Consider the following 17,435-nt stretch of genomic DNA (forward strand, 5'->3'; position numbering starts at 1 on the left):
GGTCCCGGCATCGGTCACAACGGCAGCCACAACGGCGGCCACCAGAACCCCGGTTACACCGGCGGGGGGCGGGCCCCCCCCCCCCCGCTTTCCGCGGGGGCGCCGGGCCCGTCCTGCACCACTCGGTTCTTCACCCACACGAGTGGTTGTGACGGAACAAACAAGAGGAATCCAAGCTCCGCGTAATCTCGGAACACACCAAGACTCACGGTAACCACCCGAGTACGCGGAGGAGTTGATTCCGATGTCCGCCGACGACACCGAGAACAACGAGAACGTCAACCACACCGAGAGCCCCGAGCAGACGGACCCGCCGACGACCCCGTACGGCACGGAGCTGCGCCGCCGCCGGGTCGACGCGGGCCTGACCCAGCAGGCCCTGGCCGACCTCGCGATCATGACGCGTACCCACATCGCCCATATCGAGGCGGGTCGCCGGAAACCCTGCATCCAGGACGCGCGACGGCTGGACCAGGTGCTGGACACGGGCGGGGTGTTCGTCAACTTCCTGCCGACGCTGAACCTGCGCAAGGTCGCCATTCATTTCGAGGCGGCTCGCCACTTCGAGCAGATGGCGAACATGATCCGGGAGTACGGGGGTCTGCTGATCCCGGGCCTGCTCCAGACCGAGGGCTATATGCGGGCCCTGTTCCGGCGCTACTTCCCGCCGAAGCCGGCAGAGCAGATCGAGACGGCTGTGACCACCAGGCTCGACCGCGCCCGCATCCTCAAGGATCCCGTGGAACCGGTCTTCATGGTGCTGCTGGACGAAGCGGCGCTACGACGAACGGTGGGCGGCCCGGCCGTCATGGCGGAGCAACTGCGCCATATCCAGGCCCTGGGTGAAGCGGACCGGATCCGGGTCCATGTCATCCCGTTCGAGGCCGGCAGCCATGCCCTGCTGAGCAGCAACACGACCCTCATGTGGTTCGAGGACATGCCCCCGGTCGCGTATGCGGAAGCCCTCAAATCAGGGTGCGTGATCGATGAACCCGACCTGGTACTCCAGTGCCAGACGGCCTACGATCTCGCCTTGGGCGACGCACTGTCGCACGACCAGTCCCTGGCTCTGATCAGGGCGATTGCGGAGGATTTCGAGGATGAACCGCACTGACGCACTGGCCTGGCGCAAGTCCAGCTACAGCGGTGACGAGGACAACTGCGTCGAGTTCGCCGACAACGTTCTCGGCGCGGTGCCCGTTCGCGACTCCAAGGACCCCCACGGCCCCGCCCTCAGCTTCACCACACCTGCTTGGACGGCCTTCGTCCACATGGTCAAGCGCGAGCGGTGACGCGGAACATGAACGCGTCAGCTTGGCGTAAGTCCAGCTACAGCGACGGAGCTGGTGGCAACTGCGTCGAGGTCGCCGACAACATCCCCGACACGGTGCCCGTACGCGACTCCAAGGACCCCCACGGCCCCGCCCTCAACTTCACCGCACCCAGTTGGAACGCCTTCGTCGGCATGATCAAGCACGAAGGCTGACCGGCGGAACGACGGAACGACGAAGGGCCGCCCCTCCCGGGGCGGCCCTTCATGCTCTGCACGTATCAGTCGTTGGCGACGACCGGGTAGCGCGGCGTGCCCTCCTCCATCTGCCGCAGCGCGTCCTTGCGGTCGCGCTTCGACAGGCGGTCGATGTACAGCCGGCCGTAGACGTGGTCCGTCTCGTGCTGGAGGCAGCGGGCGAAGTAGCCGGTGCCCTCGATGCGGATCGGGTTGCCCTGCGCGTCCTGGCCGCTGACCGCCGCGTAGTCGGGCCTGGCCAGGGCCGCGTACGCGGTCGGGACGGACAGGCAGCCCTCGTTGGACTCGTCCAGCACCCGGCGCTCGGCGGGCAGCTCCTCCAGGACCGGGTTGCAGATGTAGCCCACGTGCCGGACGCCGTCGTCGTCCGGGCAGTCGTAGACGAAGATCTTGCGGTCGACGCCGATCTGGTTGGCGGCGAGCCCCACACCCTCGGCCGTGCGCTGGCTGGCGAACATGTCGTCGATGAGCTGTGCCAGCTCGTCGTCGAACGCCGTGACGTCCTGGCATTCCCGGTGGAGGACGGGGTTGCCGACGACCGTGATCGGACGGGAGGTGCCGCGCTCGCGGTGCGCGAGCTCGCGCTCCTCGGCGTCCTCCGTGTCGTTGATGAACTCGTCGACGAGCGACTGGTCCGTGTCCTGCTGCGACGCCATGGTTCCTCGATACCCCGGGTGATTGCTTGGTTGTGCGCGTTTTCGCGCAACGTACAGACTACGGGCAGCACGGGGAGCCGGGTCCGGTGATAGCTCCGGCCGCCGGGGCTCAGCAGACCTCTTCGAGGTCCCGCCACTCGCGGCTGTCCGGGCTGTCGGCGACCCAGCCGTCGAGCAGACCGCGCACCAGGCCGGGCGGAGCCGCTATGCCGCACTCGCGTTCGGCGGACCACAGGGCGCCGGCGGTACGGTGCCCCAGCGGCCCGGGGTGACCCGGCTCACTGTGGTCGTGCGGGTCGAGATGCTCGCCCTCGCCCTCGGCGCTCGGCATCGAGCCCTCGGAGCAGGTGCGGCAGAGCAGCCGTACCGACGACGACCAGTCCTCGGCGGCGAACCCGGCGTCGGACGCCAGCTGCTCCAGCGCGTCCCGGTCGGCCTCGGTCGCCGCCTCCAGCAGGACGACCCAGGTCGGTACGGGCGACGGCGCCCACAGTTCGATCTCGTCGAAGACCGGGTAGGAGGGGCCCGCCGACGTGGTGCGCTCACCGTTCGGGACGCCGTCGTGGAGGACGACCTCGCCCCAGCGGCGGCCGGAGGACGGCAGCGGGACGGAGAGGACCTCGATCCGGGCCGGGTCGAGCCTGCGGCCCCAGACGACTTCGGCCTCGCCCTCGGGCGACAGCCGGACGGCCGCGCTCCCCAGGTCCATGCCCACGGGCTCGGCGACGTGCCCGGGTGACGTACCGCCGCCCGTACGCGCCCCCGCGCCCGGCACCCGCAGCCCGTACGCCTGCCAGGCGCGGCGGGCCAGCGGCCAGTCCTGGAGGGCCGTCGCGGCGATGCCCACATTCCACCAGTCCGGGGCGCCCGTGTCCTTGTCGAGGAGGGCGACCGCGCGCAGCCCGGCGGCCCGCGCCTGCTCCCAGTCGTGCCGGAACTTGTGCAGCAGGGCCAGATTGAACCAGGACTCGGAGAGCCAGGGCTCCAGATCCGCGGCCCGTGTCAGCAGGGCGCCCGCGTCCTCGTACCGGCCGTCGCCGATCAGCGTGAACGCGCGGTCGGTGGCCTGCCGCCACGAGGCGGAGGGCCGATGCCGTACCTTCCCGAAGATCCTCACGATTCCCGCCTGCCGGTCGCTCGGGTCCTTGGCCCCGGACGCGCTGTCTCGTTCCGTCCCGCCGGACGCCCGCCGCCGGGTCGGCCTCCGGCGGTGCCCGCCGTGGCCGGTCCGCCGACCGCTCCCGCACTCCCTCCGTACCGCGTACAGCTCCCCTCCTTCGCATCCAACCATGCCGCACCGAAGGCCCGCTCATTACCCGTGGGTTACCCCGGTTCCGCCGGGGTCCTGGGACGGTTCGGCCGCCCCCGGGCCAGCACCGCGGCGAGCGCCTCGACGACCTCGGGCTGGTGGTCGCGGCCGGTGGCCAGGCGCAGCCGTTCGAGTGCGTCCAGCGGGGTCGCGGGGCGGCTCGCGCCGGGCGCGTAAGGACCGTTCTCCCTTCCGGTTCCCCCGGTCAGATCGTCGTATGCGTTGACGGTCCGGACGATACGGGCCGTGAGCGGCTGGTCGCGGTACGGATCCGCCTGGCGCTCCACCACGACGGCGACGGCCGCGGGCACCCCGGTCCGCCGGACCACGGCACCGCCGAGGAGGGCGATCCGGCGCTGCTCGGCGGCGGGGAGGCGGGCGGTGGCTCCGCCCGGTACCGGGTCGACGAGGGAGAGCTGGCCGATGTCGTGCATCAGCGCCGCGTACTCCAGCACGGTCAGATCGCCGCCGCCGAGCCTCAGCTCGCGCCCGACCGCGACCGCCAGATCGGCGACCCGGCGGGCATGCCCCGGTGGGGTGTATCCGGCGACCTCGGTGGCCCGGGCCAGGGACGCGATGGTCTGCCGGTAGGTCGCCTTCACGGCCTCGTACCGGCTCAGGGAGAGCTGGGTGAGCAGCAGCGGCAGACTGAACACGGGCAGCGCCCACAGTCCGGCGACGGACACGGAGAGCGCCATCACGACCCCGGTGGCGCAGACCGCGGAGCCGATGCCGGGGAGCGCGCGGAGTTCTTCACGGAGCAGGGATCCGTACGGGAAACCGGTCCGCGAGCCCCGTACCGCCGCGCGCAGCACGCTGTCGCAGAGGGCCGTCAGCATCAGCAGGACCAGCACGGCCAGGGCGTACAGTGCGCCCGCCGTCTGGTCCTCGGGCGGTCCCGCGGCGTACAGCGGGCGGAAGCAGACGGCGGCGAAGGCGGCGACGAGGATCCGGCGGGCGAGATGGTCCCGCAGCTCGGCGAAGGCGCGGCCCCGACCGCGGCCCCGGTCGCCGTGAAGGGTCCGGGGCAGCGATCCGGCGAGGGTCGCGAGCAGGACCACGGCGACGACCTGGAGCGTGCCGGGCGCCGTCAGCCGTCCCGCGCACTCGCCGAGGAGGGCGTACGCGAGCACCCCGGCGGCCCCCAGCGGCGCGGGCTCCCGCTCGCCGGGCCCGGTCGGGTGCCGCGCGGCCTCCCCGACGGTGATGAGCAGCCCGAAGCCGAGGGCGATCCCGGTGTGGTGGACGCCGTTGAGCGCGACGGAGGCGACGGCGACGGGCGCGAGGATCCCGGCGGCCCCGTACACGCCCACGACCGGCAGCAGCCGCAGCAGACGGCGGCGCTTCCCGACGGCCTCGGGTGTCGCGGATTCCGGGGCCGAGCCGTCACGGGCACGGGGGACCGACCCCCGACCCCTCATCGGCGGCCGTCCCGGGGGGCACCGTGGTCACCGTCGTCGGGGCCCGGGGCCGACCCGTCGCGGCAACCGGCGGACCGTTTCAGCCGGGCGGGCGGCACCGGCCCCGCCGTCTGTGGGGGGATCGTCGGCGGTACGGGGCCGCGTACCGGCTCGTCGGAGGTCACCGAGGTCTCCCAGCCGTATCGGGACAACGCTCTGACCAGGGCCGTCACCATCCGGGGATCGAACTGGGAGCCCGCGCAGCGCTCCAGCTCCTTGAGCGCCACCGGCACCGGGCGGGCCCGGCTGTACGAGCGGGTCGAGGTCATCGCGTCGAAGGCGTCGGCGACCGCGACGACCCGGGCGAACTCGGGGATCCCGTCCCCGGCGAGACCGTGCGGATAGCCCGTCCCGTCGAGCCGCTCGTGGTGGTGGAGGATCGCCTCCCGCGCCTCGTGGAGGAAGCCGATACCCCGGGTGATCTCGTGCCCGTACTCCGGATGCAGTTCGATGATCCGCCGCTCCTCCGGCGTCAGCGGGCCGTCCTTGCGCAGGATCCTGGTCGGGACGCCCAGCTTGCCCACGTCGTGCAGGATCCCGGCGAACCGGACCGCCTCCTGCCGTTCCTCGTCCATCCGCAGCTCCCGCGCGATCAGCACCGCCGCCCGGCCCACCCGCTCACCGTGTCCGCGGGTGTAGCGGTCCTTGATGTCGACGGCCTGGACCAGGGCCCGGATGGTGGCCCGGTGGGCGGCGGACTCCCGGTGGTACTGGGCGAAGAGCCAGCAGGAGATATAGATCGGCAGCAGGACGAAGACCGCCGACACCGGGCCGTACGGGCTGTGCCACAGGACGGCCATCATCAGCCCGGCGAGACCGTGGACCAGATACGGCACCGCCGCCGCGCCGACCGGGCCGCCGGGAACGCCCGGTGCCCCTGGTCCGCCCCGGCCGCCCGCCGACCGCCAGGCACGGCGCGGCGAAAGCCCCTCGGCTGTGACCAGGACACCGGCCTCCAGCAGCCCCAGGACCAGGCAGAAGGCGAACGCCCCGGCCGCGGCGGGCAGCAGCGCCTGCGGGAAGTCCGGCGGGCCGGGGGTGTGGTCGACCCCGAGGAGGTCGTACGTCCTGGCCGCAGCCCAGGTCGCCAGGGCCAGCTGCGCGGCCCGCCAGATCCGCCGTACCGCGGCCGGTCTGCGGTCCACCCGGGACAGCAGCGCGCCCGGCACGGCGACCAGCGCCGCGGCGGACGCGGGCAGCAGAAACGCGGCGGCCAGCAGCACGGGGAAGAAGGACCCGGGGCGGACCGGGACGGCATGACCGGTGTACGGGCAGCGGCCCGGCAGCTCGCAGATCGCGTAGAGCCCCGCGAGCAGGGCGGCGGCGGTCCAGGGGACGGCCGCGGCCGTCCCCGGCGGGCCGATGGACGAGCCGGTGAGGGCGGGCAGGGCACAGCCGGCGGCGCAGACCACGGCGGCCAGCACATAGGCGCCCGCCGCAGCCGGTACGGACCTCACGTCCGCCCCACCCCTTCCTCGTGCTCCGCGTGCTTCCGGTGCACCCGGGCGTCGGGCTAACGAGCGGCGGGGAGGGGAGTGACGGCCGATCCGACGATTCCCGCATCCGGGTGAATCCGGCACGGCGAACGGGCGGGAATCGGATAGGGGACGGCGCGGCGCCTCGACACGGGCCGCGCCGTGCCCGAAAGGGGCTACTCGCGGGCGGAGGACCCCGGCTCGCCGACGGTGATGTCCTCGTCGGGCACCGGATGCCCGGCCCGGATCAGATCGATCCGGCCCAGCACCTTGGAGCGCAGGTCGGTCGGTACGTCGTCCGAGCCGCAGCACCGCTTGACCAGCTTCTTCACCGCCTGCTCAAGGCCGTACATCTCCAGGCAGGGCGAGCACTCCTCGAAGTGCACCTCGAACTTCGTGCAGTCGGCGTCGGGCATCTCGCCGTCGAGAAGCTCATAGAGGTGGTCGAGCACCTCCGAGCAGTCCGTCTCGTGCGGCTCTTCGCAGCTCATGAGCCCGAGCCTTTCGCTTCGTCCGACTCCCCCGCACCGGCGGGAACGAGTCCGCGCTCACGCGCGTAATCCTCCAGCATGCCGCGCAACTGACGGCGACCGCGGTGCAGGCGGGACATCACCGTCCCGATGGGTGTACCCATGATGTCCGCGATCTCCTTGTACGCAAAGCCCTCGACGTCCGCGAGATAGACCGCGATCCGGAACTCCTCGGGAATGGCCTGGAGCGCGGCCTTCACATCGGAGTCGGGAAGGTGGTCCAGCGCCTGCGACTCGGCCGAGCGCAGACCGGTGGACATATGGGACTCGGCCCGCGCGAGCTGCCAGTCCTCGATCTCCTCGGCCGCACTGCGCTGGGGCTCGCGCTGCTTCTTGCGGTACGAGTTGATGAAGGTGTTGGTCAGGATCCGGTACAGCCACGCCTTGAGGTTGGTGCCCTCGCGGAACTGGTGGAAGGAGCCGTACGCCTTGGCATAGGTCTCCTGGACCAGGTCCTCGGCGTCGGCCGGATTGCGGGTCATCCGCAGGGCGGCCGAGTACATCTGGTCGAGGAAGGTCAGGGCGTCGCGCTCGAATCGGGCGTTCCGCTCGGCGGGGGTCTCCGTCCGCTCGGCCCGCTCCTGGCCCTCCCGTGCCGTCTGTCCGGCCGCGGCGGCCGTGACGGCCTTCGCGGAACCGGTCCTGCCGGTCTTGTCGGGATGACCGCCGTCGGTCCCCGCGTCGGTCCCAGTGACCGGACCCACCTCCTCCAGCGCCGTGGCGAATCCGAACACGGACCCGCTCGAATCGGAGGATAGTCGACCTTCACCCGAGGTCTCTCGGTGATCGGCCGCGCCCCTCACCCGCTCAGGGCCGGCTGCGCCGCCCGACAGCACCGTCCACTCCAGGTCAGCGGCGTGCGGACGGCGGGGGCAGATGGTCGGTCCCATGTGTCGGACTCCCTACTCCATGCTCGGTTGTGCCTGCGTGCTGACGTACCACGATGACCTCGGTACTCGGCTCAACAGAGCGCGCGGCCCGGTCATTCCCGAAGGCGCCGCAGCCACTCCCGTACCGCGTCGGTGATGATCGTCACGGTCTCCTCCTCGGTCGTCCCCGAGCGCTTGGGCACCGCGAACCCGTGGTCGGCGAAGGGCGCATCGACCAGCTCGAAATCACCGGCCGGGAACTCGTCCGGGCGGCCGAACGGATCATTGGCGCCCTGGACGACGAGGGTGGGGAGACCGGTGCCGAGCAGTTCGGCCGCCCGGGACTTCTCGGGCCTGCCGGGCGGGTGGAGCGGGAAGCTCAGGGCGAGGACGGCGGCGGCGCCGAACTGCCCGGCGGTACGGCACGCGACCCGGGCCCCGGCGCTGCGGCCACCCGCGACGACCGGCAGGCCCGGCCGGGTCAGGGCGGGCCGGACGCCGTGCCAGCCGACGTCGAGGGTCTTCGGGGCTGGCGCGACCTTCTTGCCCGCCACCCGCCACGGCTGCTCCACCAGGGCGACGGTCACCCCGTCGGCGGGCAGGGCGGCGGCGAGACCCACGAGATCGCGGGCGCCGGTACCGCCGCCGGCGCCGTGCCCGAGGGCGAGGACCAGCCGGGGCCGGGCCGCCCGGTGCCAATGGACACGGGCCGTCCCGGCGGGCGTCTCGATCTCTTCGGTCACGGGGGCGGTGTCAGGGTCGGTGGCGCCGGGGGGCGTCGCGCGGGAAGTGGTCACGGGCCCATCCTGCCGCGCCCGCCCGCAGGTCCGCCGGACCGCCCCGGCGCCGGGTCCCGTACGGCATGGAAAAGACGGCTCGGAAGAGCCGGCTCAGAAGAGGCGGCTCAGAAGAGGGTGCCCTCCTCCGGCGCCTCCAGCTCGGTCAGCAGCTCGGGCCCGTTGTTGCGGACGTTGCTGACGGCCGTGGAGACCGGATAGGCCCGCATCAGCCCCTCCGGCGGCGGCACGAGCAGCGACCGCAGGTCCTCGACGTCCGTGCGGGCCGGATCCAGCCAGTCGGCCCAGCGGTCGGGGGTGAGCATCAGCGGCATCCGGGGGTGGATCTCGGCGAGGCTCCCGGGACCGTCGGCGGGCGCGACACCGAGCGGGCCCTTTTCGGCCTCGGTGGTGACGACCGTGCAGGTGGACCACCACGCCTGCGGATGGTCGTCCGGCAGGGTGCGGTCGCGCCAGAACTCGTAGAGCCCGGCCATGGCGAAGACCGAGCCGTCGGCGGGGGTGACGAAGTACGGCTGCTTACGGGGGCGCTTACGGCGGCCCGTCTCCTCCAGCTGCCGCTCATCGGAGCCGGTGACCCACTCGAAGTACCCGTCGGCGGGGACGAGGCAGCGGCGGGTGGCGAAGGCGCGGCGGAAGGACGGCTTCTCGTGGACGGTCTCCGCCCGGGCGTTGATCAGCCGGGCGGCGCCCTCCGGCGACTTGGCCCAGGACGGTACGAGCCCCCACTTCAGGATCCGCAGCTGCCGTACCGGACTCGGATCGTCCGAGTCCTTCAGGGCGCGCTCGACTATCGCGTACACCTGTTTGGTCGGGGCGACATTGAAGTCGGGCGCCAGGGTCTCCAGCGGATCCCACTTCCGTACGTCGAACAGCCCGACGAGATCCTCGGGCGCCCGACTGGCCGCATACCGTCCACACATCTACAACCACCCCTTGACCTGCGTAAACGCTCGATCGTTCCGTGTGATTCCATGCCGGGACCGAGGCCGGTGTGTCCCTCGGGCGGTCCCCGGACCGCCCGGGCCCGGGAGACGAAAACCCCGGGCCCGGACGAGTGCTCAGGCGTCCTGCCGGGCCCCGGTGACCGTCAGCAGGGCGTCCCAGCCGCTCGCCTGCGCCAGATCGCTCTCGGTGGCGAAGAGATACCGCCAGGTGCCGTACTTCTCCAGCGCCGTCACCTCCCGCGCCCAGGCCTCGGCCGCCGCCCGCTTCGCCTGCTCGGCCGCGTGCTTCGCGAGGGCGTCGGACTTGCCCTCGATCAGCCAGTGCGTGCCGTCGCCGTCGACGGCGACGAAGTCCGGGAAGTAGCGGGAGCCGTCGTCGAGCTGGATATACGTGTCCCCGCGCGACTCCAGCCGCAGCCACCACCGCACCTTGGGGCTGGCGTCCATGATCCCGGCCAGCTCGACCTCGGTGGAGCGGGCGTCGAAGTGGACCACGGGCAGGACGGAGCTGCTCCAGCCGGTGTATCCGGTGCCGGTGATCAGCTGCTCGGCGAGGTGCGCCCGGTCCAGGGTCCGCCCCGGCCAGGGCTGGGCGGGCGGCGGTACGGCCACGACGACGAACTCGTGCTCGGTCCTGTCCAGCCGCTGCCGGAAGCCCGCGACGACGAGCCGCTCCAGGCTTTCGATGGCGAGCCGGGCCCTGGCCTCCTCCCACCGGAGGTCACCCGTGCCCCCCTCTTCGGCCTCCTCGGCTTCGGCCGCGAGGGCCGCGTCGAGGAAGGCGCCGACGATCCGCCCGGCGTGCTCGACCTCGTCATGGGTGAGCTGGAGCTGCGGCAGGCCGAGGATCCGGTCCTCCAGATCCTCCCGGATCCGGGCCAGCGGCAGCCGCCGCTGGGTCGCGTACGTCGACTTGCGGACCTCGGTGCCGATCTCGCCGACGGTCCCGTCGAGACCCCGCTGCGAGGTCAGGGCGACGGCCTTCAGCTCGACCTCTATGGCGTGCCGGAACTTCTTCCCCTCGGCGGTGACGGCGTCCTGGGAGACGAAGGCCAGGCTGTACGCGTCGGGCCGCTCCAGCAACCGGCGGCTGGCGAACCTGATCACCGGCGCCCCGGCCTCGGGCTTCATCAGCTGCGGGATCTGCCGCAGCTCGGCCCCGGCCTCGGTGATCCGGTGCTCCATATCGGCCATACCGAGGACGACCGTGTCGGCGGGGGACCCATCGCCGGAGCCCGCGGCGGCGAACCCCCCGTCCCGTACCGGCGCCTGCTCGGTGAAGACGATCATCCCCTGGTCCGCGGTCTCCGTATGCGGGGCGGGGGTGCGTGAAGCACTCGCGCTTCCGGAGCCGGAACCCGGGCCGGAACCGGCGGCGTCGGCCGACCCCGCGGGCGCGGGGACGCCCCTGGGGAGCAGGGCGTTCTCCAGCAGGGCGTCCTTCGACTTCAGCAGCCGCTTGTAGGACTCGTGGGCGACGATGTCGACGCTGTCGATCATCGAGTAGCCGACGCGCTCGCCGTACGGCAGCCGCAGACCGCGGCCGAGGATCTGCTCGGTGAGGGTGTCCGACGCCAGGGTCCGCAGGGCCACGATGACGCTGATGTTCTTGACGTCCCAGCCCTCCTTCAGCATGTTGACCGAGACCACGGCCCGGACCGGCGAGTCCGGGTTCTCGATGTCGGCCAGCGCCTTGAGGGCGTCCTCCTTGCTGCCGGAGGTGATCTGGAGGACGGCGTCCGGCTCGGCCACAAAACCGGGCTGGGTGAGGATCCCCGCCGTCTCCGTGGCCTCCTCGACGCTCTGGCAGACCACGAACAGCACCGGGTTGACGGCCCGCCTGCCATGGCTCGCGGCCCACTCCCGGTTGGCCTCCTCCTTGACCCGGCGCAGATGGCAGGCGTCGGCGAGCTGGGTGCGGACATCGTTGTGCCCGTCCTCGCGGTAGACCACGACCGGCACCTTCACCAGCCGGTCCGCGATGGCCTCGGCCAGCGAGTACTGGAAGACGACCCGGCCGGGGACCTTGCGGTCCGACTCGTCCGGGGTCGCGGTGAGACCGACCAGGGCGCGCGGCGCGAGGGCGCGGACGGCCTCGGAGAACTTCTTGGCGTCCGTCCGGTACACATGGTGCTCGTCGGCGATGACCACGAGATCGCCGGCCTCGCGCAGATGCTCGTAGAGCGGCGTACCGATGAACTCGTCGACCTTGTGGGCCGCCCGGGACGTCTTCGCGGTGGGCCTGGTGAGCAGCTGGACGTTGAAGATGAAGACCTTCACCGCGTCCGGCTCGTGCAGCGCGTCGCCGACCCGGCCGCCCGCGTAGTTCTCCGGGGTGATCACGACGGGGTCGAAATCGGCGCCGGGGACGAACTTGGCACTGCCGGGGGTGAAGTTCGCGACGGTCTTCTGCTGGATCGTCTTCCCCGGGGTGACGATCAGGATGTTCCGGACGCCCTGTCCGGCCAGATAGTCGACCAGGGCGCGGGCGATGTACGTCTTGCCGACACCGGTCGCCAGATCGCAGACGACCTCCCGGCCGTCCCCGGACTCGATCTCCTGGACGACCCGCTCGACGGCGCGCCGGTTGGGCTCCCGCAGCTCCATGCGGGTGGCGAGTTCCTCGATCGCCGCCGGGTCGTATGTGATCCAGCTCAACGCAGCACACGTCCTTCCATGTCCAGCAGGTCCCGGGGCGCCTTCTTCAGCCGCGACCCCGGGCTGAGGCTCTCCAGCAGGCCCGCCGCCTCCCGCAGATAGCTCTTCGCCACGATCAGCACCCGCTCGTCGTCGGCGAGCGCCCCGACGATCGACCGGACCGTGCTCTCGGTGACCAGGCCGTCGACGACGGCGAGCCGCTGACGGCCCTTGCGCCCGGCGAACGGCGCCTCGGCCTCCGGGTCGGGCGCGAACCCGGGGAGCTGGGCGCGGGCGGCGGCCGTGAAGGCGTCGCCCCGCACCCAGGGCGCGAGCAGCACCCGCCCGGCCACGTCCTCGTACATCGAGGGGCCGACCTCCAGATGGCGGAAGCCGCCGCCCTCGCGCCATCCGGCGGACTGGCTGATGCCGCCGCCGTCGGAGCCGTCGACGACCTTCTCCAGCCGGGGCCGGACGAAACGGTCGGCCGTCTCGGGCTCCCGCTCCACGGTCACCCAGCGGCGCCCCAGCTTGTGCGCGGTGGCGGCGGTCGTCCCCGATCCGGCGAAGCAGTCGAGGACGATGTCGCCGGGGCTGCTGGCGATGGTCAGCACCTGGCGCAGCAGCCGCTCCGGCTTGGGGGTGGCGAAGACGTCGCCCATCAGGGCGCGGATCTCCTCCTTGCCGTTGCGCACGAAGCCGACTTCCTCCGGATGCCATACGGAGGACGGGATACGGCCCTGGGTGACCTCGGTCAGATACCGCTTGAGATAGGGGCGGCTCATACCGTCGGGGCCCCAGTAGATCCGGCCCTCGCCGTCCAGCCGGGTCAGCTCCTCCTCGGAGACCCGCCAGTACGACCCCGACGGCGGGCCTGTGATCCGGCGCCCGCCCGGGGTGAGCACCGGATACATGCCCTTGGAGTAGTAGTTGCGGGCGGCGAGGTCGCCCCGGCGCCAGGGGCCGCGCGCGTCGTCGTCCGGGTTGGTGTAGGCCGAGTCCATGGCCTCGGTGCGGGGCAGCTTGTTGAAGGTGAGGGCGTCGATGTTCTTGGCGAACACCAGCATCGAGTCATGGTCGCCGGAGAGGTACTGCGCGGTGTTGCGGGGGTCGTTGCGGCGCTTCCAGATGATGGTGGAGATGAAGTTCCGGCGGCCGAAGATCTCGTCCATGAGGACCTTGCAGTAGGCCATCTCCGCGTCGTCGAGATGGACCCAGACACTGCCGGACTCGTCGAGCAGCTCCCGGATGAGCAGCAGCCGGTCGCGCATCATCGTCAGCCAGACCGAGTGCTCCAGACCGTCGTCGTAGTGCTCGAACGCCTGGCCGGTGTTGAACGGCGGGTCGATATAGACCAGCTTGACCCGGCCCCGGTAGACGTCGGCGAACTCGGGCAGCCGGGTCAGCGCGCGCAGGGCGTCGCCGCTGTCGCCGGTGATCAGCAGATTGTCCTCGGCGCGGCGGGCGTCCTCGCGGACCTCCCCGACCACGGCGGCGTCGCGCAGCAGCCGGGTCTCGGTGACCCGGAAGTCGTCCCGGTCGACCCACTCGTATCCACCGGTGCCGTCGGAGACGAGCGACCGGCCCTTGTTGATCCACGACAGGCTGAGACGCCCCGAGGTGTTCATCTGTCTTCCTGTCCCGCTTTCCGCTGTCTTCCCCCACCGCCACCGCCGGCTTCACCGACCCCGAAAGCGTACCGGCGGGCACCGACAGCCACGGCTGACCTGCCGCCCGGCCCCCGGCGCGGCGCCGCACGGGGCCCGAGGGCCCCTGTACGCCTCGGGCCCGTACGCCTCCGGATCCGTACACCTTCGCGCCCATACGACTCCGGCCCCGTACCAGCGCCCGGAACGATCCGCTCCGTCAGGGCGTCCTCCAGGACGGGCACCCCCGGGTGCCAGACTGCACACTTCCACCCGCCCCCGTCCGCCCGAGGAGCCGCCCGCCATGGACAGCACGCCGACCACCGGTCTCTTCGCCGCGGCGCCCGACGCGACCACCGGCACGGTCCCCCTCGCCGCTTCGGCGGCCGATCTGTGGGACCGGCTCACCGGTACCCAGACCGCGCCCGAGCAGTGGATCGTCGTCCTCGCCGGGGCCCTCGCCCTGATCGCGGTCGTACCGAACCCCATATGGCGGCTCTCGCGTACCGCCGTCACCATCGCCCACGAGGGCGGCCACGGGCTGATCGCCCTGCTCACCGGCCGCAGCCTGGAGGGCATCAGGCTGCACTCCGACACCAGCGGTCTCACCGTCAGCCGGGGCAGGCCCACCGGCATCGGCATGATCCTCACCGCCGCCGCCGGATACACCGCACCGCCCCTGCTCGGACTCGGCGGCGCCGCGCTCCTCTCGGCCGGGCACATCACCCTGCTGCTGTGGCTGGCGACGGCCCTGCTGCTGGCGATGCTGGTGATGATCAGGAACGCGTACGGCATGCTCACGGTCGTCCTGACGGGCGCCGCCTTCCTGCTGATCTCCTGGCTCGCGGAACCCGGCGTCCAGGCCGCCTTCGCCTACGCCTCCGTCTGGTTCCTGCTGCTCGGCGGGGTCCGCCCGGCCTTCGAGCTCCAGTCCAAGCGGCACCGCGGCGGCGCCCCCGACTCCGACGCCGACCAGCTCTCCCGGCTCACCCACGTACCCGCCGGGCTGTGGCTCTTCCTCTTCCACGCCGTATCGCTCACATCGCTGATCGGCGGGGGCCGCTGGCTCCTCGGGCTGTGAGCCCGGAATCGGACCCCGGGGGCCGTGCCCGGAGCGGGCCGGCTCCTTACCACGTAACGATTACGCCCCGGTTTCAGCGGATTTGATCAAGATCGGGGTGTCGGCCGAGCCACTAAAGTATTGGCCATGACCGAAGCCTCCGCGCAGCACACCCCCGCACTCTGGCCCGCCCCCTACGCGACCGGAGCCGTCGAAGCGACGGTGACCGTGCCCGGATCGAAATCGGTCACCAACCGCGCCCTGGTCCTGGCCGCGCTCGCCGCCGAGCCGGGCTGGCTCCGCCGCCCGCTGCGCTCCCGCGACAGCCTGCTGATGGCCGACGCGCTGCGCGCCCTCGGCGTCGGGATCGAGGAGGGCGTGGGCCCGGACGGCGAGGGTGAGGTCTGGCGGGTCATCCCCTCCGGGCTGCGCGGCCCCGCGTCCGTCGACGTCGGCAACGCGGGCACGGTCATGCGCTTCCTGCCGCCCGTCGCCACGCTCGCCGACGGCCCCGTCCGGTTCGACGGCGACCCCCGCTCCTACGAGCGCCCCCTGAACGGCGTCATCGACGCCCTGCGCGTCCTCGGCGCCCGGATCGACGACGACGGCCGGGGCGCCCTGCCGATGACCGTCCACGGCGGCGGCGCGCTCGACGGCGGCTCCGTCGAGATCGACGCCTCGTCGTCGTCGCAGTTCGTGTCGGCCCTGCTGCTCTCCGCCCCCCGCTTCAACCAGGGCGTCGAGGTACGGCATGTGGGCGCCCGCCTCCCCTCGATGCCGCACATCCGGATGACCGTCGACATGCTGCGCTCGGTCGGCGCCCAGGTGGACGAGCCGGAGACCGGCGGCGAGCCCAATGTGTGGCGGGTCTCCCCCTCCGCCCTCCTCGGCCGCGACCTGGTCGTCGAGCCCGATCTGTCGAACGCCCAGCCGTTCCTCGCCGCCGCCCTGGTCACCGGCGGCCGGGTGACCGTACGCGACTGGCCCGAGCGCACCACCCAGCCCGGTGACGCGCTGCGCCGGATCTTCACCGAGATGGGCGGCTCCTGCGAGCTGACCGACCAGGGACTCGTCTTCACCGGCACCGGCCGGATCCACGGCATCGACGTCGACCTCTCCGAGGTCGGCGAGCTGACCCCGGGTATCGCGGCCGTCGCCGCCCTCGCGGACTCCCCGTCGACCCTGCGCGGCGTCGCCCATCTGCGGCTCCACGAGACGGACCGCCTCGCGGCCCTCACCCGGGAGATCAACGGGCTCGGCGGCGATGTCACGGAGACCGAGGACGGCCTCCACATCCGCCCCAGGCCGCTGCACGGCGGGGTCTTCCACACCTACGACGACCACCGCATGGCCACCGCGGGCAGCGTCATCGGCCTCGCCGTCAAGAACGTCGAGATCGAGAACGTGGCGACCACCGCCAAGACGCTCCCCGACTTCCCGGCGATGTGGGCCGCCCTGCTCGGAATCCCCGACGCGGGGGCGGAGAGCTGAACGGGATCTGAGGACATGCGGCGCTACGGCAAGAACCCCGACGAGGACGACATCCGCGTCCGGCCCAACCGCAAGGGGAACCGACCCAGGACCAGTATCCGGCCCAAACACGAGGACGCCTCCGAAGGCATGGTCCTCACCGTCGACCGGGGCCGGCTGACCTGCCTCGTCGAAGACCGGGTCGTGGTCGCGATGAAGGCCCGTGAGCTGGGCCGCAAGGCGGCCGTCGTCGGCGACCTGGTCGCCATCGTCGGGGATCTGTCCGGGGACAAGGACACCCTCGCCCGGATCGTCCGGATCGAGCCCCGGACCTCCGTCCTGCGCCGTACGGCGGACGACGACGACCCGTACGAGCGGGTCGTCGTCGCCAACGCCGACCAGCTGGCGATCGTCACGGCGCTCGCCGACCCCGAGCCGCGGCCCCGGCTGATCGACCGCTGCCTGGTCGCGGCGTACGACGGCGGGCTCGAACCCCTCCTCGTCCTCACCAAGTCCGATCTCGCGGACCCGGACGAGCTGCTGGAGATGTACGGCGCCCTCGGGGTGCCGTACATCGTCACCACCCGTGAGGAGTTCGTGGACGGCCGGGCCGCCGACCGGGTGCTGGAACATCTCGCCGGGCGGACCACCGCCTTCGTCGGCCACTCCGGGGTCGGGAAGACGACCCTGGTCAACGCGCTGGTCCCGGCGGAACGGCGACGGTCCACCGGCCATGTCAACGCCGTCACCGGGCGCGGCCGGCACACCACCACGTCCGCCCTCGCCCTGCCACTGGCCGTCGACGGCGGCGGCTGGGTGATCGACACCCCGGGCGTACGGTCCTTCGGCCTCCACCACGTCGACCCGTCCCGGGTCATCCTCGCTTTCCCCGACCTCGTACCGGGCACCGAGAACTGTCCGCGCGCCTGTAGTCACGACGAGCCCGACTGCGCACTCGACGCCTGGGTGGCCGAGGGCCACGCCGACCCGGCCCGGCTCTACTCCCTCCGACGACTCCTGGCGACACGGGAGCGGCACGAGGGGGACTGAG

At 72.1% G+C, this 17,435-nt stretch carries 16 protein-coding genes; 6 read left to right on the top strand and 10 right to left on the bottom strand.

Annotation, left to right across the window (positions count from 1 at the left end):
• Positions 1 to 244 precede the first annotated feature (244 nt).
• Genes ACFXG1_RS16755 through ACFXG1_RS16765 form a run of 3 tightly spaced genes read left to right on the top strand, consistent with a single transcriptional unit; the run spans position 245 to position 1,486 of the window.
• Positions 245 to 1,114 (top strand): Scr1 family TA system antitoxin-like transcriptional regulator, encoded by an 870-nt coding sequence (locus ACFXG1_RS16755; RefSeq protein ID WP_384719178.1) that lies wholly within the window; start codon positions 245 to 247, stop codon positions 1,112 to 1,114.
• On the top strand, positions 1,101 to 1,292 hold the full coding sequence (locus ACFXG1_RS16760) for a DUF397 domain-containing protein (RefSeq protein ID WP_384719176.1): 192 nt from the start codon (positions 1,101 to 1,103) through the stop codon (positions 1,290 to 1,292). The genes ACFXG1_RS16755 and ACFXG1_RS16760 overlap by 14 nt, the downstream gene beginning before the upstream one ends.
• An 8-nt stretch (positions 1,293 to 1,300) precedes the next feature.
• Complete coding sequence (locus ACFXG1_RS16765; RefSeq protein ID WP_384719174.1) at positions 1,301 to 1,486, top strand: DUF397 domain-containing protein; 186 nt, start codon at positions 1,301 to 1,303, stop codon at positions 1,484 to 1,486.
• A gap of 65 nt (positions 1,487 to 1,551) precedes the next feature.
• Here the strand turns inward: ACFXG1_RS16765 and def are convergent, their stop codons facing one another.
• The 10 genes from def to ACFXG1_RS16815 form a co-directional block, all read right to left on the bottom strand.
• Positions 1,552 to 2,184 (bottom strand): peptide deformylase, encoded by a 633-nt coding sequence (gene def, locus ACFXG1_RS16770; RefSeq protein ID WP_384719171.1) that lies wholly within the window; start codon positions 2,182 to 2,184, stop codon positions 1,552 to 1,554.
• A 109-nt stretch (positions 2,185 to 2,293) separates the two neighbouring features.
• On the bottom strand, positions 2,294 to 3,301 hold the full coding sequence (locus ACFXG1_RS16775) for a tetratricopeptide repeat protein (protein WP_384719169.1): 1,008 nt from the start codon (positions 3,299 to 3,301) through the stop codon (positions 2,294 to 2,296).
• A gap of 206 nt (positions 3,302 to 3,507) precedes the next feature.
• Entirely contained in the window at positions 3,508 to 4,914 is a 1,407-nt protein-coding gene (locus tag ACFXG1_RS16780) for an HD-GYP domain-containing protein (protein WP_384719167.1), read from the bottom strand.
• Positions 4,911 to 6,410, bottom strand: a complete 1,500-nt coding sequence (locus tag ACFXG1_RS16785; protein ID WP_384743204.1) for an HD-GYP domain-containing protein — start codon at positions 6,408 to 6,410, stop codon at positions 4,911 to 4,913. The genes ACFXG1_RS16780 and ACFXG1_RS16785 overlap by 4 nt, the downstream gene beginning before the upstream one ends.
• 194 nt (positions 6,411 to 6,604) lie before the next feature.
• Positions 6,605 to 6,919, bottom strand: coding sequence for a mycothiol system anti-sigma-R factor (gene rsrA, locus ACFXG1_RS16790; RefSeq protein WP_384719017.1), 315 nt, complete (start codon positions 6,917 to 6,919; stop codon positions 6,605 to 6,607).
• Positions 6,916 to 7,692, bottom strand: coding sequence for a sigma-70 family RNA polymerase sigma factor (locus ACFXG1_RS16795; protein WP_384719019.1), 777 nt, complete (start codon positions 7,690 to 7,692; stop codon positions 6,916 to 6,918). Before ACFXG1_RS16795 ends, rsrA begins: the two co-directional genes overlap by 4 nt.
• 248 nt (positions 7,693 to 7,940) lie before the next feature.
• Positions 7,941 to 8,570 carry an alpha/beta family hydrolase gene (locus tag ACFXG1_RS16800; protein ID WP_384719025.1) on the bottom strand — a complete coding sequence of 210 codons (630 nt, stop codon included), beginning with the start codon at positions 8,568 to 8,570 and terminating at the stop codon, positions 7,941 to 7,943.
• A 161-nt stretch (positions 8,571 to 8,731) separates the two neighbouring features.
• Complete coding sequence (locus ACFXG1_RS16805; protein WP_384719021.1) at positions 8,732 to 9,547, bottom strand: SOS response-associated peptidase; 816 nt, start codon at positions 9,545 to 9,547, stop codon at positions 8,732 to 8,734.
• 138 nt (positions 9,548 to 9,685) lie between these two features.
• The gene (locus ACFXG1_RS16810) at positions 9,686 to 12,229 is read right to left on the bottom strand and encodes a DEAD/DEAH box helicase (protein ID WP_384743209.1); all 2,544 of its coding nucleotides are present in this window, start codon (positions 12,227 to 12,229) and stop codon (positions 9,686 to 9,688) included.
• Positions 12,226 to 13,836, bottom strand: a complete 1,611-nt coding sequence (locus ACFXG1_RS16815; RefSeq protein WP_384717027.1) for a site-specific DNA-methyltransferase — start codon at positions 13,834 to 13,836, stop codon at positions 12,226 to 12,228. The genes ACFXG1_RS16810 and ACFXG1_RS16815 overlap by 4 nt, the downstream gene beginning before the upstream one ends.
• 322 nt (positions 13,837 to 14,158) lie before the next feature.
• On the opposite strand from ACFXG1_RS16815, the gene ACFXG1_RS16820 reads away from it, so the two are divergent.
• The 3 genes from ACFXG1_RS16820 (at position 14,159) to rsgA (ending at position 17,434) form a co-directional block, all read left to right on the top strand.
• The gene (locus ACFXG1_RS16820) at positions 14,159 to 14,935 is read left to right on the top strand and encodes a M50 family metallopeptidase (RefSeq protein ID WP_384717030.1); all 777 of its coding nucleotides are present in this window, start codon (positions 14,159 to 14,161) and stop codon (positions 14,933 to 14,935) included.
• Positions 14,936 to 15,061: 126 nt separating this feature from the next.
• A complete protein-coding gene (aroA, locus tag ACFXG1_RS16825; RefSeq protein ID WP_384717033.1) occupies positions 15,062 to 16,405 on the top strand; it encodes a 3-phosphoshikimate 1-carboxyvinyltransferase in 1,344 nt (447 codons plus the stop codon).
• Between the two features lie 15 nt (positions 16,406 to 16,420).
• The gene (gene rsgA, locus ACFXG1_RS16830; RefSeq protein WP_384743213.1) at positions 16,421 to 17,434 is read left to right on the top strand and encodes a ribosome small subunit-dependent GTPase A; all 1,014 of its coding nucleotides are present in this window, start codon (positions 16,421 to 16,423) and stop codon (positions 17,432 to 17,434) included.
• Position 17,435 lies beyond the last annotated feature (1 nt).

The sequence above is a fragment of the Streptomyces sp. NPDC059248 genome (genome assembly GCF_042753905.1).
Classification (GTDB): Bacteria; Actinomycetota; Actinomycetes; order Streptomycetales; family Streptomycetaceae; genus Streptomyces.

Bases quoted from the DNA above. Each gene is read 5' to 3' on its own strand.
- ACFXG1_RS16755 (WP_384719178.1), top strand. From the start codon at position 245: ATGTCCGCCGACGACACCGAGAACAACGAGAACGTCAACCACACCGAG.
- ACFXG1_RS16760 (WP_384719176.1), top strand. From the start codon at position 1,101: ATGAACCGCACTGACGCACTGGCCTGGCGCAAGTCCAGCTACAGCGGT.
- ACFXG1_RS16765 (WP_384719174.1), top strand. From the start codon at position 1,301: ATGAACGCGTCAGCTTGGCGTAAGTCCAGCTACAGCGACGGAGCTGGT.
- def (WP_384719171.1), bottom strand. From the start codon at position 2,184: ATGGCGTCGCAGCAGGACACGGACCAGTCGCTCGTCGACGAGTTCATC.
- ACFXG1_RS16780 (WP_384719167.1), bottom strand. From the start codon at position 4,914: ATGAGGGGTCGGGGGTCGGTCCCCCGTGCCCGTGACGGCTCGGCCCCG.
- rsrA (WP_384719017.1), bottom strand. From the start codon at position 6,919: ATGAGCTGCGAAGAGCCGCACGAGACGGACTGCTCGGAGGTGCTCGAC.
- ACFXG1_RS16805 (WP_384719021.1), bottom strand. From the start codon at position 9,547: ATGTGTGGACGGTATGCGGCCAGTCGGGCGCCCGAGGATCTCGTCGGG.
- ACFXG1_RS16815 (WP_384717027.1), bottom strand. From the start codon at position 13,836: ATGAACACCTCGGGGCGTCTCAGCCTGTCGTGGATCAACAAGGGCCGG.
- ACFXG1_RS16820 (WP_384717030.1), top strand. From the start codon at position 14,159: ATGGACAGCACGCCGACCACCGGTCTCTTCGCCGCGGCGCCCGACGCG.
- aroA (WP_384717033.1), top strand. From the start codon at position 15,062: ATGACCGAAGCCTCCGCGCAGCACACCCCCGCACTCTGGCCCGCCCCC.
- rsgA (WP_384743213.1), top strand. From the start codon at position 16,421: ATGCGGCGCTACGGCAAGAACCCCGACGAGGACGACATCCGCGTCCGG.